The organism is Staphylococcus sp. AntiMn-1 (genome assembly GCF_001663395.1).
GTDB lineage: Bacteria > Bacillota > Bacilli > Staphylococcales > Staphylococcaceae > Staphylococcus > Staphylococcus equorum.
Genome location: NZ_CP012968.1, coordinates 1,465,635 through 1,479,843 on the forward strand (window position 1 = coordinate 1,465,635; position 14,209 = coordinate 1,479,843).

Sequence of the window (14,209 nt, forward strand, 5' to 3'; positions counted from 1 at the left end):
ACTCCCTACCGCTTGTCCTGCAATTTTTTTATTATTTGAATAACTTTCTCTTGGTCTTTATTTTTCATATCAGACCCCGATGGTAAACAAATACCTTGTTCAAATAAATATTTAGCATTATCTTTATCAGCAGAAATAAACTCATATTGGCTGTACAATGGTTGTAAATGCATAGGTTTCCATACTGGACGAGCCTCTATATTCTCTTTACCTAAAGCATCAATTACGTCATTTGCTGAAAAACCAGATTGTTTTTCATCTATCGTTAACGCAGTTAACCATCTATTTGACTTAGAATTTGGCAATTCTGGTTGAAATTCAATACCTTTTATATCTTGCAAGTTTTTCTTGTATTTATCGAAAATAGCTCTTCTTCTTTGAACACGTTGATTTAGTACTTCCATTTGTCCTCTACCAATACCAGCAGATATGTTACTTAATCTGTAATTATAGCCTATTTCACTATGTTGGTAATAAATTGCTTTATCTCTGGCTTGTGTTGACAAGAATAAGGCATGTTCTCTTGACTGTTTATCATTAGTTACTAACATGCCCCCACCACTAGTAGTGATAATCTTATTGCCGTTAAATGAGAATATTCCATAATCACCAAAACTTCCACTCATTTTACCTTGATATTCAGAGCCTAATGATTCTGCAGCATCTTCAATTAAGGTAACTTGATAGTAATCACAAATTTTTCTAATTTCATCTAACTTTGCTGATTGGCCGTATAAATTGACTACAATAACTGCCTTAGGCTTTATTGACTTTTCAGCGTATGCTTTAAAAGCTTTTTCAAGAGCTTGAGGAGACATATTCCAAGAGTCTAATTCAGAATCTATAAATACTGGAATTGCTTTTTGATATAAAATCGGATTAGATGTTGCACAAAAAGTTAATGATGTACAAAAAACAATATCTTTTTCAGTAACTTCACTTTCGATTAAAGCGAGATGTATAGCAGAGGTACCACTACTTAAAGCCAATGCTTCATCAATATTGATATAATTTTTTATAGTATTTTCAAACTCCGTTACGTTTTCTCCTAATGGTGCAATCCAATTCTGTTCAAATGCTTCATTGATATATTTTTGTTCACTTCCACCCATATGTGGTCTAGATAAAAATATTCTTTCATTTTCCAATTTTGCTCACTCCTTAGGTTTCGCTGGTGTACCAATAACAGTAGTATTTGTTTTAACGTCACTAATAACAGTAGCTCCCGCTCCGATTATACAATTTTCGCCTATAGTTGTTTGTGGCAAAACTGTAGCACCTATTGCAATATGTGATTTTAAATCAACCATTACTCCACCTGCTAAAGTAGCATTAGGTGAAATATGTACATAATCTGAAATCATATTATCATGTTCAACTACGGCACCAGAATTAACAATTACATGATGGCCAATTTTAGTATCCGCATTGATTGTCACATTTGGCATGACAACCGTACCTCGTTCTATAGTTGCACTTGTGCTAATTGATGCCGTAGGATGTATTAGTGTTGGAAACCTCTCAATTTCTATATTTAATTCTTTAAAAATATTCTCTCTCACAAAATTATTACCAATAGCTATATTAAAGTAATATTTATTCGCATATTTGTGATAGTTAGTTAAATTATCATAAAATAGCCCTTCACTTTCATAATATGAATCAATTTTATTATCTAAATAACCTACAAGTTGATATCTTTGTTGTTCCAGAATAATATCTTTAATAACTTTTGAGTGACCGCCTTTACCAATTAGTATAATCTTTTTCATCATGCGTTACCTTTGAACTTCTCAGTTGTAACATGAGATTGTGCGCTTACGTCTTTTTTTCGAAGAACATTTTTAATAGTTTTATATAGGATATACATATCTAATTGGAAAGATTGGTTTTCGACATATAAAACATCTAATTTAAACTTTTGGTCCCAAGAAATTGCATTTCTACCATTTACTTGAGCCCAACCAGTAATTCCGGGTTTTACATTGTGTCGTTTTTTCTGCTCATCACTATAGAGTGGTAAGTATTCCATCAATAAAGGTCTTGGTCCTACCAGACTCAAATCGCCTTTCAAAACGTTAATTAATTGCGGTAATTCATCAATACTTGCGCTTCTTATATTTGAGCCTAATTTTGTCATGCGGTTTTCATCAGGTAACAAGTCGCCGTTTACATCTTTATCATCAGTCATTGTACGGAACTTGTATATTTCAAATGGTTTTGCATGTTTACCTGGTCTTGTTTGTTTAAATAAAACAGGTGTTCCTAATTTTTTGGAAACCAAAAAGTATGTCCCAATTAAAATTGGAGCAGTAAGTACTAACCCAATAAAACTAATTAAAAAATCAAATAAACGCTTAATCATTGAATAATACACCACACTTTCTTAATACTTAACTTTATTAAATATATCTAATTGCTTTTGAACAACATTAATCTCATTATAGTTCTTTTTAGCTCGTATATAACCAGATTCTTTAAATTTATTTAATTTATTTTTATCATTTACTAATTCGTCAATTTTATTTGCTATATACATACTTGCTTGTAAAGGGACTAAATAACCTGTTTCATTGTTGATAACTTCTTCTCTTGATCCTCTAATATCAGTTGCAATAACAGCATTTTTCATAGACATTGCCTCTATTATTGATCTCGGCATTCCTTCTCTATATGAAGGTAAACAATAAATGTCACTGATAGCTAGGTACTCATTAATATTAGTAACTTGACCAGTGAAAATTATATTTTCTTCTTTCCTGTATTTACTTATTAGCTTCACGGTCTCATTATCTCTTTCACTTTCAGGTAAGTCACCAATAATAATAAATTTCACATTCTCAGAAACGAGTTTATCGTATGATTCTAAAAGATCAAGAATGCCTTTTTCTTTTACAAGTCTTCCAATAAAAGATACTACGATATCATTAGATTTTATATTTAATTTTTGTTTTAATTGTTTTGTTTTTCCTGGGTCTATTAATTCAATATTAAATTGTCTATCCATATCTATTCCGTTGCTAATATGAAGATAATTATCTTTTTTAGAAGCTTTCAAAAATTTATATTGAACCGCAGTGTGATAATCTTCTTCACTTTGAGTGAAGATATAATCTGTAAAGTATCTTCCAATAAGTTTCTCGACATTAAAATAGAACTGATATTTTCTTAATGACATACCTTCATGAAAATAAAAACCATGAGCAGTATATATAATTGTAGGTACTCCCGCAATTTTTGCGGCAATTCTACCTAATACTGCCGCAACTGGCGTATGAACATGAACAAGGTCTGGCTTGATTTTTTTGAATAGTTTAACCATTTGTAAAATTGATTTAAAATTATTAACAGGATTGATTTTTCTATCAATTTTTATATTATGATAATATACTCCTTGATTTTCCACTTCCTTTTGTTGAGTACCGAAAGTACTAACACAGTGAACTTCAAACCCTTGTGCAACACTTGACTCGTTTAAAGCTTTTAAAAGTTTTATATGTGTCATTTCAATTGCAGCAATTTGGACAATCTTCAACTTTATAGCCTCCAAAGTCCTTGATTTGACGTTAATTCATCCTTATTAATATTTCCTTTAATATCAAAAACAACACCCTTATCTTTCACTAAGTTCAAATATTCTTTTTTATTATCTAAATATTCTCTATGTGGAACAGCAAATAATAAAGCATCTGCTTTATTTAACTCTTGTTTACTTTGTAAACTAAAACCAAATAATTTTTCTGCTTCACTTCCATCAGCTTCTACATCGTTTACATTTACATTTAGCCCATAATCTTTTAGTTCTTCTACAATGTGAATGACTTTTGTGTTTCTAAGATCAGGACAATTTTCTTTGAATGTTAAACCAAGCACATTTATTGTTGCACCCTGTACTTCTAATCCTTGTTTTAGCATTTCTTTTATAATCGTAGATGCTATATGTTTTGACATATTATCATTTATTCTTCTACCTGCTAAAATTACTTCAGGATGATGACCAACTTCTTGTGCTTTATGAGTTAGGTAGTAAGGGTCTACACCTATACAGTGTCCGCCTACCAATCCTGGTTTAAAATTCAAGAAATTCCATTTAGTTCCTGAAGCTTTTAACACTTCATTTGTATCAATATTAAGTTTTTCAAAAATAATTGCTAACTCATTCATTAAAGCAATATTAACGTCACGTTGTGTGTTCTCAATAACTTTTGCAGCCTCTGCTACTTTAATTGACGAAGCTTTATGAACACCTGCTGTTACTACTGAACTATACACATCAGCTACGATATTTAAAACTTCAGTTGTTTGACCAGATACGACTTTCGTTATTGTTTCAAATGTGTGTACTTTATCTCCTGGATTAATTCTTTCTGGAGAATAACCTACAAAAAAGTCTTTACCACATGTTAAACCTGAATGTCTTTCTAATACCGGCACACAATCTTCTTCTGTTGCACCCGGATACACTGTAGATTCATATACAATTATTGTGTCTTTCGTAATTACTTTCCCTACTGTTTCACTTGCTTTTAATAAAGGAGTTAAATCAGGTTTATTGTTTTTATCAATAGGGGTTGGTACTGCAACAATAATAAAATCCGCTTTTTTTAAATCATTTGAATCAGAGGTGAAATCTATACTAGTTTCCCCTAAATTTTCAGAAGTCACTTCATTTGTTCTATCGTATCCATTTTTCAATTCTTGAATTCTTTCTTCATTAATATCAAAGCCAATTACTTTGTGTTTATTTCCAAATGTAACTGCAACGGGTAATCCCACATACCCCAAACCGACAACTGCTATATTTCTTCCCATAATAACATCTCCTAATTTTATTTATAATATTCTAAATACCAATCAACAAATTTATTCACGCCATCTTGTATAGTTGTTTCTGGTTTAAAGTTAATGTCTCTAAATAAATCATCTACATTTGCGTATGTTTCTGGTACGTCACCTGGTTGTAAATCCATATAGTTCTTTTTAGCTTCTTTGCCAAGTTTGTTTTCTATAGCTTCAACAAATTCCATTAATCTAACAGGACTGTTATTACCAATGTTATAGACTTTGTACGGGGCGTAAGATGACCCAGGATCTGGATTTCCACCAGTCCATTCTGGATTTGGTGTAGCTGGTTTTTTAACTAAACGGCTTATTGCTTCAACAATGTCATCTACATATGTGAAATCACGCATCATTTTTCCGTGATTATAAACATCAATAGTTTCATCCTTAACGATGGCATCAGTAAATTTGAAAAGTGCCATATCAGGTCTTCCCCATGGACCATAAACAGTGAAAAATCTTAACCCTGTTGTTGATAGGTTATATAAATGGCTATACGTATGTGCCATTAACTCATTAGATTTTTTAGTTGCGGCATATAAACTTAATGGATGATCAATATTATCTGAGGTGCTAAATGGTTTTGAGGTATTGGCTCCATATACAGAGCTTGAAGAAGCATAAATAAGATTTTTTATATTAAAATGTCTACTACATTCTAATACATTCATAAAACCTACAATATTAGAATCTATATAGGCTCTTGGGTTTTCTATACTATATCTCACACCTGCTTGTGCTGCTAAATTGACTACAACTTCCGGTTGTTCATCTGTGAATATTTTTGTTAATTCTTCATAATTTTCTAACTTCGTTTTATAAAAAGTGAAATTATCATTACCAATTGACGCTAAGCGGTCTTCTTTTAATGTCACTGAATAATAGTCATTAATACTATCGACACCAACAACTTCGTGTCCTTGACTAATTAATTTTTTTGCTAAATGAGATCCGATAAATCCTGCAGTACCTGTAATTAAAATTTTCATATTATATCTCCTTCACTTTTTTTATTGGTACGCCAACATACACACTGCATTTTTCAGTATCTTTATTTACAACAGCTCCTGCACCTATTACACATCTATTTTTTATAATACTTCCACCAAGAACCCTAACTCCTGCTGCTATCCATACATCATCTTCTATTATTATTTTTTTAGGCTCGACAGGATTATACTTGATAGGTAAGTTGCAGTCTTTCCAAGTATGGTCAGACGAGATTAACGTGCTATGATTTGCAATTGAAACACTATTACCAATAGTTATTTGACCATATGCATCAATATAGCTATAAGCATGAATGCTTACATCTTTACCTATAGATAAGGCATGTATATTCTTTATAGAAACATATTTACCAATAAATACATTATTTCCAACGCTCTTAGCATACTTCTTGATATATAAATAGCGAGATAATATTGCTACTTTAGATTCACTAACTGATAATGTATCCCACAATATATTACAAACTATTTTCGGTAAAAAATCATACGGTTTTTGCATTAAGTTTATAATATGGTGCAATTTATTTTTACCTTTCATAACTATACCTTCTTTCGAAAATGGATTTTATAATATACGTAAAGCATTGCTGAAAGTGGCAAACAAAGTAATGAAGCTAGTAAAGATATCTTGTTCTTAAATTTAAAATCAGGATTCAATTTAGTGTCAATCCAAGAAATATCATATAATAAAATGTTTTTAAGTTTCTCAGAAATATTTGGTAATTGACTATGTGCGAATTTTCTATATTCACAATAATTTTCAGCAGATTTAAAATAATTTACTTTTACTTTACTACTAATTCCATCTTCTAAATATTCAACATATTTAGTTCTTACATTTGCTAAATGACACACATAAATTTTACTAAAATCAAATAGTTGATATGATGGTGGCATATGCTGAGAATTACCGTGTTGTGGAAACGTCATGTGCCGAACTATTGAAGTTCTAAAAACGTAACATTTGTCTCCTTTAACTGCATGTTTATACCTTAAATCAACCCAATTTACTGTCGCTGTTTCTGGCAACCTTTCACCTACAACAATTCCATTTTCAAACATATCTAAAGTAATCAATGCATTCATTTTTGAATTATTTTTGAATTTTCTAAGAAAATATTCGACTGCTTCAGTATGGAACCAATCATCACTATCTAAGCAAGTAAATAATTCACCTTCAGCACTTTTTAATCCTAGATTAGTCGCCACATGCTTTCCTTGATTCGCTTGTTTAATATATCGTATTCTGAATTTATTTGTTTTAAAAGTTGAAACTAATTGTTCTGTATCGTCCGTTGATCCATCATCAACAATTAGCCATTCAAAATCATGACTTGTTTGATTGATTAATGACTGAAAAAGTCTAGATAATGTATGCGCCCTATTATATGTAGGCGTAAATATAGTTAAACTACTCATTTTTCATCTCCAATTTTATGAATCAATTTTAGGAACTCTTCACCTTTGTTTAGTTGTGAATTTTGACTATTCTCAAGATTATTTTTGATTTCGAAATAGAGTGTTTTATTTTCATATAAATTTTTGATTGATTCTGCTATTTCTTTACCGTTCATATTTACAATAAAGCCATTTTGACCATCTTCTATTTGTTCATAGACTGTTTCAAAATTAGTTGCAATAACTGGTTTTTGATAAAAAAGCGCTTCATCAATAGTATTTGATTTGCCTTCAAAGCGAGAAGGATGTATTAACACATCCATTTTTTTCAAAATACTACCAGTATTAAATTTAAAGCCAAGAGGTATTACTATTTGACTTAAATCATTTTTGTGAATTTCTTCATGTAACCAATTTTCAAGCTTTCCAGTACCTACTACGTACCATTTTATATTTAGTTCATCCTCTTTCAGACATTTAGCGGCGTCAATCAGCAAATCTAATCCTTTACCTTCGTCCAATCGACAAATAGTACACAAGTTTGTAGCATTTGGATTATAGTTAAACTTATCTTCTTCTATATTTTCATATAACTTAATTGGCAAACTATTATAAAATACAAATGGCTGAATTCCAAATAACTCATTAAAACTATTCGCGGTCATATTAGATACTGCTAACATACCATTCATATACTCAAAATATTTCTGATCTAAATCATTATCTCTTTTTAAAACTTTATAATCGGTTCTAATCCACCCAATTTTATTTTCAGCTTTAATATAGTCTTTAATAAAATAAATAGAATGTCCTCCAGATACACCAATTGCATAATCATAATGTCCGGAAAATTCATTCGATTTCCATTTATTTTTCAACCAAAATTTTTGTTTGCTTTTCGTATTATCGTGTAATTTCAACTGACTTTTTATTATAAATAATAAAACTTTTATATTTAATATTGGTTTTTTTAAATTTTTAAGCATTTTTGATAGCAAGTTATTTTTATCTAGCATTAATAACGAGTATTTATCAGGCAATGGTATAACATTTACATAACGTGGTAAATATTCACTAAGTTTATCTTGTTGATTCATAATCATTAAATCTACTTCTACATCTTGTTCTTCAAGTTCATAAAGTAAATTCACTAAACTTTTTTGCGGCCCACCAAAATTAAAATTATTTACTACAAATAGTAATTTCATCATTCCACTCCTTTGGCTGGTATGCCAACTACAGTCGTCCCCTCGTCCACGTCTTTCAATACTAAAGTCATAGCACCTATTGTCACATTATCTCCAATTTTTACATTTCCAATGATAGTTGATCCAGCACCGATGAACACATTATCACCTATAATTGGTGTGCCATGTTTACCTCGTCCACCAATAGTTACGTTTTGTTGTATTTTACAGTTTTCACCAATAATAGCACTAGAATGTATAACACATCCTAATCCACTATGGGCAAATATAGTATTTGCCCCAATTTTTACACTTCGTGGAATATCGCATGCAAATACTAACCTATTAATCTGTTGCATCAGTCTTGGTATAACTGGAATATTCTTAGCATAAAGTTTAGTCATTATAGTAATAGATTTATTCATTAATGATTTCTTTATCATGCTTATCACTCCTTATATCTTTAATAACATATAGAACCCAGTACCAGTTGTTGTGTACTAACTGTATAACTAGAAGTGGCAATATTAAAATCAATAAACTACTTTCGAAAACTTGTAACGCTATAATTTGAACTACTACTGTTAATATTGCTGATATAATAAACTGTCTATAGTGAGGTATTTTATTTTTAGTAGTTAAAAATGTAGTGAATAAAATTTGGTTATTATATAAAAATCTATAAATAATTATAATTAGCATTGGCGCTAGCGTTAATAGTTTATAGTCAGCACCTATGATGTCTAAAATAAAATTTCCTAATAGTAAGAAGAGTGCGAACGCCACAATATTAAATATATAATTAGTTATCATTGATTTTGTGAATAACTTTATTAATTCATCATATTGATTTTTTATTCTTAGATAGTTAAATTTCGATAAATATGTATTAAAATACGAATTAGATAACGTTAGTATTAAAGTTATAATTTGATTTATCAAACCAAATTGTCCCGAGATTTTTAAGGATAAAAAATATGAACACAGTATTATAGGAAAGTTAACTATTAAATAATTAGCTAAAGACAGTATTCCTGTTTTTATTGTATTCGGAATTAAAGCTGTAAATATTTCTTTATCATAACTGAACCTGATTTTACTTCGAGTTTGTTGAGTCTCAGCTGAATATTTGTAATAACAAACTGATTGTAATACTCTATTCACAATTACTGATAATAAATAAGCAAGAGATACACCTATCAATCCATATCCCCACACTAAAAATAGCACTGACATTACGAGTTGAACAACTTTTGTAACGACAAGAATTTGGTTATACGTTTTTATTGCCCCAATACCTTTTAATATTGCATTCCAAAATGAAAATGAAATATTTAGTACTATTGACAACATATAGAACGCCCAAGCTATTAGAGCTGTCTGCACGTCAATTTCTCCATTGGTGATTTCAAGCAAATAAAGTGTCCCTAAACTGATAAATAATAGAAATATTATAAGTCCCATCACATAATAAATAAATTTAACTGTAGATAACACTTTTATAAAATAATCCAAGTGTATACCTGAGGGTTTAATTTCACTTGCGTCAAAACCTTCACTTTTAACACTTTTTGCTCCTGACCATAAATAACTAATATTTCTAGATATAACTGTTTGAAAACCAAAATCAATCAACATCGCCAAACCATAAAGTGATGTAAAAGTGTACCACAAACCTAATTCTGAAGAATTCAAGTAATTAAGTATAACTGGTAGCAATAATATATTTACACCTTGAACCATCGCTAAGCTAAAATAGCTCCATGCCACGTCCTTTTTTCCAATATTCATTTCTTACCCCTCTTTAATATTAACTTTTTATTTAAATAGCTTATAACCAATAAGATTACAAAGAAGTTAGTAAAGAATGATATTTGAATTGTTGCATTAGCCATATAAAACAAAGCAAATTTAATGCATAAATACGCCATAATATATACTTTGAATACGGAGTCACCATTAAAAATTTTCTTATCTAGTAACATAACAATTAAAATACTAATTACTGAAAATAAAGGAGCCAAGTAAGGTCCAAAATATAAAAATCCTTGGCCTATCATAGGCAAAATTTGATCTGATACTAAACTTCTATTATAAAATGTCCCATTAAAATCACTTAGTGCGCTTTGATGGTCACCAAATAATGAATTCAAGAAAACAACAGATCTAAACAACTCTGATACTATTGCATCAAATTGAAATGGAGAGTAAACATGACTTGTATTAATGGCATGAGTAACATTTGCAACACCAGAAAAATACAACTGTAAATCACTATTTAAGCTTTCAAACATACTGCCTGAAGCATCTAATGCTCCAGGACCATTAGATGCAATTGTATTCTGTTTTAGTAAGGTTGATACAAATATTAATGCTAAAGTCATAATTACCGAAACCATCATAATTATCTTTCTATAATTTTTATACAAAATAAAAATTGTAAAAAGCCCTGTAGCTAGAGGGAGGATTACACTAAACCTACTTGTTCCCGTAATAAAAGATGAAGAAATACCAACTACTATAAAAGAAAGTATTAAAAATACAATACTTTTTCTTTTTTCGTAAAATTTATAAATCCAATTTATAAGTCCTATTGTAAATACAATTTGTGCAAGTTGTATAAATAAGAAAAATACTGAAACAGATTCAACTACATTCTTACTTTTAAGTTCTGAAGCAGTCCATATAAATGTATACCTTCCTAAAATTTCTGGATTAAATAATAATATTAAAATACTGAAAGCAACAAAAATCCAACCGAATAAGTTAGGTTTTGATTCTATGCTTTTAAAGTTATCAGTATATGAATAAAAGCGCTTATGAAATATGCAGAATGTAATAATTACCGCAGCCATTTCAAATAACATTAAATTCACTGCTCTACCTTGGGTTACTATTGATGTTGACATCCCAGTATTTAAATTTACACCATATATTGACATCAAAAACGGGGAAATCACATATCTTATTAGCATAGTTACATTAACTATAGTTATACCAATGTTTGTAAACATAAATTTACTGAACATAGGAAGTAACAAAAATAAACATATAAATAAAAGAGGTAAAGCTATTAAGTTTTGTGGGATTTGTGCTTTACTTATCAAAATTGAAATAATACTTATGATAGATAAAGCAACTACTGTAATTCTATAAAAAAATGTCATATTAAAACTTCCTATTAGCAAATTGTATTAATTTTTCTTTAGATTTATCTTTATTAGTTAACAATTCTTCAATGATATTTCTTAATTCTTCGCTAGAAACTTTGGTTGCTTTTCCGCGATATATTTTTTTGTATACTTGTTCAGAATGAACCTCATTTTCATTTAATAATTCTTCAAATAACTTCTCACCAGGTCTCATACCAGTAAACTCAATACCTATATCTTCTTCTTTCTTGCCACTTAATCTAATTAAGTTTTTGGCTAGATCAACAATTTTTACTGGTTCACCCATATCTAATACAAATATTTCGCCCCCGTTAGCTAATGCACCAGCTTGAAGCACTAATCTTGAAGCTTCTGGTATTGTCATAAAATAACGTGTCATCTCTGGATGAGTTACAGTTACAGGACCTCCACCTTCTATTTGTTTTTTAAACAAAGGTATAACTGATCCTCTTGAGCCCAAAACATTACCAAACCTTACTGCTACAAGATCTGTTTCTGAATCGTTGCTGTTCAAATTTTGGATAATCATTTCAGCTACTCGTTTTGTAGAACCCATCACATTTGGAGGATTTACTGCTTTATCAGTAGAAACCATCACAAATTTATTCACTTTCGCCTTGATTGCAGCTTGAGCTGTGTTTCTAGTACCTAAAATGTTATTTCTTATTGCTTCTAACGGATTATACTCCATTAAAGGTACATGTTTATGTGCTGCAGCATGATATACAACATAAGGTTGATATATTTCCAGAACTTCTTGCATTCTCATTTCATTTTGAACATCTGCAATAATTGGAACAATTTCTATTTTCCCTTTATATAAGTTTGATAATTCTTGATTTATTAAATAAATACTGTTTTCTCCATGACCTAATAAAATTAGTCTCTTAGGTTCAAACTTACAAACTTGTCGACAAATTTCTGAACCAATTGATCCACCCGCCCCAGTGACCAATATAGTCTTGTGTGATAATTCATTAGATATCATCGCCATATCAAGTTCAACTGGCTCTCTTCCTAATAAATCTTCAACATCAACTTTGTTAAGTTGATTTACTTCCAAATCTCCCGAAAGCACATCTTCAATATTTGGCATTTTAAACAGTTCTATTCCTTCAATACCACAAATATAATTTATTTCCTTAAGTCTTTTTGCATTTAAAGTTGGTATTGCAATTATAATTTTCTTTATTTCAAATTTATTGACTAATTCTGGGACATCTTTTATATACCCCTGAACTTTAACACCTTCTGATATCGCAATTTTTTGTTTATTATCATCGTCATCAACTGCTAACACTGGCTCTAAGTTCATATTAGGACTTCTTAGCATTTGTCGAATTAGTAAAGAGCCACCTTGGCCTGCACCAACTATTAAAGTAGGTTTCTTTTTAATTGATTTTCCTACTATATATTTTCTATAAACTCTCCAAAACAAACGGGAACCACCAATTAAAATTAAGTGCATCATCCATGTAATGAAATACAAACGAAAGAATGGATTACTCCAAGTGATTAATGAAACTATTATTATTGTTGCTATTATAGAGCTAGTTACCGCTTTAACAACTAACATTAACTCATTAACACTTGCATATTCCCAAGCTCGATGGTATAAGTTGAAAAACCAAGCAAAAATATGATGTGAAAGTAATAATACAATTGATGATAAAACTAATAAATTGAAAGTATAATTTGCAAAATATGGTTCTAAAATATAATATCCCAAAAACACTGAAAACGTTACTATTAGTGAATCTATTATAATCAACATTAATAATCTTGATTTTGAAGAAAACTTCGTCACTTATCATCCCTCATTCATTTTTCTATAATAATCCAAACCATTTTTTTTGATTATAATTTTGTGTCGGTATTTGTTTGGAGATTTTCCCATCTTGAATAACTGATTTTGCATTTCCCATAAGCGTATTTATTTCATTTTGAAAGTTCTTCAACTTTTTATCATTAATTAATGACTTCATTAAAAATGGTCTATTAATATGATTATGTGCATCTGAGGCAATAAAATGTGTTAAGTTATTTTCTATCATTTGTATCGATACCTTTTTTGTATTTTTCCCAAAATTCCCACTTAGTGATGAAGATGTTAATTGACTTAACGCTCCTCCATTTATTAAATCATGCAGTAAATCTAAATTTTGACTAATCGCTTTATTTCTTTCGGGGTGAGCAATGATTGGTGTATACCCCATTGTTTGTAGTTCATAAAACAAATTTTTTGTGTAATGTGGAACTTCGTTCGTTGGTAATTCTATTAATAAATATCTAGAATCGTTAATACCGACAATATCTCCATTTTTTATATCTTGAACCATTTGATCAGTAATCCTTATTTCTTGTCCATGGTATAACCTGACATTAGATTCTTGAAATTCAACTATCGCTTGTAGTTCTTGTATCTTTTCTTTTACTTTTTGTATTGGATTATTGTATCTCGTGTGCAAATGATGAGGTGTAACAACTATTTCACTAACACCTTCTTCTTTTGCTTGTTTAACCAATTCAATTGCATCTTGATTGGTTTGAGGTCCATCATCAACGTCTATTAATAAATGATTATGCAAATCTATCATTG

14 protein-coding genes are annotated in these 14,209 nt (G+C 29.9%); all 14 read right to left on the minus strand.

Going from position 1 to position 14,209, the window contains the following annotated elements:
- Positions 1-5: 5 nt before the first annotated feature.
- From AOB58_RS07245 to AOB58_RS07310, 14 genes are read right to left on the minus strand one after another with little or no spacing between them, the layout of a single operon-like run.
- Positions 6-1,148, minus strand: coding sequence for an aminotransferase class I/II-fold pyridoxal phosphate-dependent enzyme (locus AOB58_RS07245; protein WP_269465629.1), 1,143 nt, complete (start codon positions 1,146-1,148; stop codon positions 6-8).
- Between the two features lie 6 nt (positions 1,149-1,154).
- Positions 1,155-1,775 (minus strand): acetyltransferase, encoded by a 621-nt coding sequence (locus tag AOB58_RS07250; protein ID WP_439895563.1) that lies wholly within the window; start codon positions 1,773-1,775, stop codon positions 1,155-1,157.
- Positions 1,772-2,365: a sugar transferase gene (locus AOB58_RS07255; RefSeq protein WP_021339698.1), complete on the minus strand. Its 594-nt coding sequence runs from the start codon at positions 2,363-2,365 to the stop codon at positions 1,772-1,774. Before AOB58_RS07255 ends, AOB58_RS07250 begins: the two co-directional genes overlap by 4 nt.
- 21 nt (positions 2,366-2,386) lie before the next feature.
- Positions 2,387-3,535: a glycosyltransferase family 4 protein gene (locus AOB58_RS07260; protein ID WP_064783187.1), complete on the minus strand. Its 1,149-nt coding sequence runs from the start codon at positions 3,533-3,535 to the stop codon at positions 2,387-2,389.
- A gap of 2 nt (positions 3,536-3,537) precedes the next feature.
- A complete protein-coding gene (locus tag AOB58_RS07265) occupies positions 3,538-4,812 on the minus strand; it encodes a nucleotide sugar dehydrogenase (protein WP_064783188.1) in 1,275 nt (424 codons plus the stop codon).
- A gap of 17 nt (positions 4,813-4,829) precedes the next feature.
- A complete protein-coding gene (locus tag AOB58_RS07270) occupies positions 4,830-5,831 on the minus strand; it encodes an NAD-dependent epimerase (RefSeq protein WP_064783189.1) in 1,002 nt (333 codons plus the stop codon).
- Between the two features lies 1 nt (position 5,832).
- A complete protein-coding gene (locus tag AOB58_RS07275; RefSeq protein ID WP_237283138.1) occupies positions 5,833-6,390 on the minus strand; it encodes an acyltransferase in 558 nt (185 codons plus the stop codon).
- Between the two features lie 2 nt (positions 6,391-6,392).
- A complete protein-coding gene (locus AOB58_RS07280) occupies positions 6,393-7,271 on the minus strand; it encodes a glycosyltransferase family 2 protein (protein ID WP_064783190.1) in 879 nt (292 codons plus the stop codon).
- On the minus strand, positions 7,268-8,458 hold the full coding sequence (locus AOB58_RS07285; RefSeq protein WP_064783191.1) for a glycosyltransferase: 1,191 nt from the start codon (positions 8,456-8,458) through the stop codon (positions 7,268-7,270). The genes AOB58_RS07280 and AOB58_RS07285 overlap by 4 nt, the downstream gene beginning before the upstream one ends.
- Positions 8,458-8,880 carry a serine O-acetyltransferase gene (locus AOB58_RS07290; RefSeq protein WP_081358290.1) on the minus strand — a complete coding sequence of 141 codons (423 nt, stop codon included), beginning with the start codon at positions 8,878-8,880 and terminating at the stop codon, positions 8,458-8,460. Before AOB58_RS07290 ends, AOB58_RS07285 begins: the two co-directional genes overlap by 1 nt.
- Positions 8,855-10,228: an O-unit flippase-like protein gene (wzx, locus tag AOB58_RS07295; protein WP_064783192.1), complete on the minus strand. Its 1,374-nt coding sequence runs from the start codon at positions 10,226-10,228 to the stop codon at positions 8,855-8,857. The genes AOB58_RS07290 and wzx overlap by 26 nt, the downstream gene beginning before the upstream one ends.
- Positions 10,225-11,604, minus strand: coding sequence for a hypothetical protein (locus tag AOB58_RS07300; RefSeq protein WP_064783193.1), 1,380 nt, complete (start codon positions 11,602-11,604; stop codon positions 10,225-10,227). Before AOB58_RS07300 ends, wzx begins: the two co-directional genes overlap by 4 nt.
- Position 11,605: 1 nt before the next feature.
- Positions 11,606-13,384: a polysaccharide biosynthesis protein gene (locus AOB58_RS07305; protein ID WP_064783590.1), complete on the minus strand. Its 1,779-nt coding sequence runs from the start codon at positions 13,382-13,384 to the stop codon at positions 11,606-11,608.
- Positions 13,385-13,439: 55 nt separating this feature from the next.
- Complete coding sequence (locus tag AOB58_RS07310; protein WP_064783194.1) at positions 13,440-14,207, minus strand: tyrosine-protein phosphatase; 768 nt, start codon at positions 14,205-14,207, stop codon at positions 13,440-13,442.
- Positions 14,208-14,209: the final 2 nt, after the last annotated feature.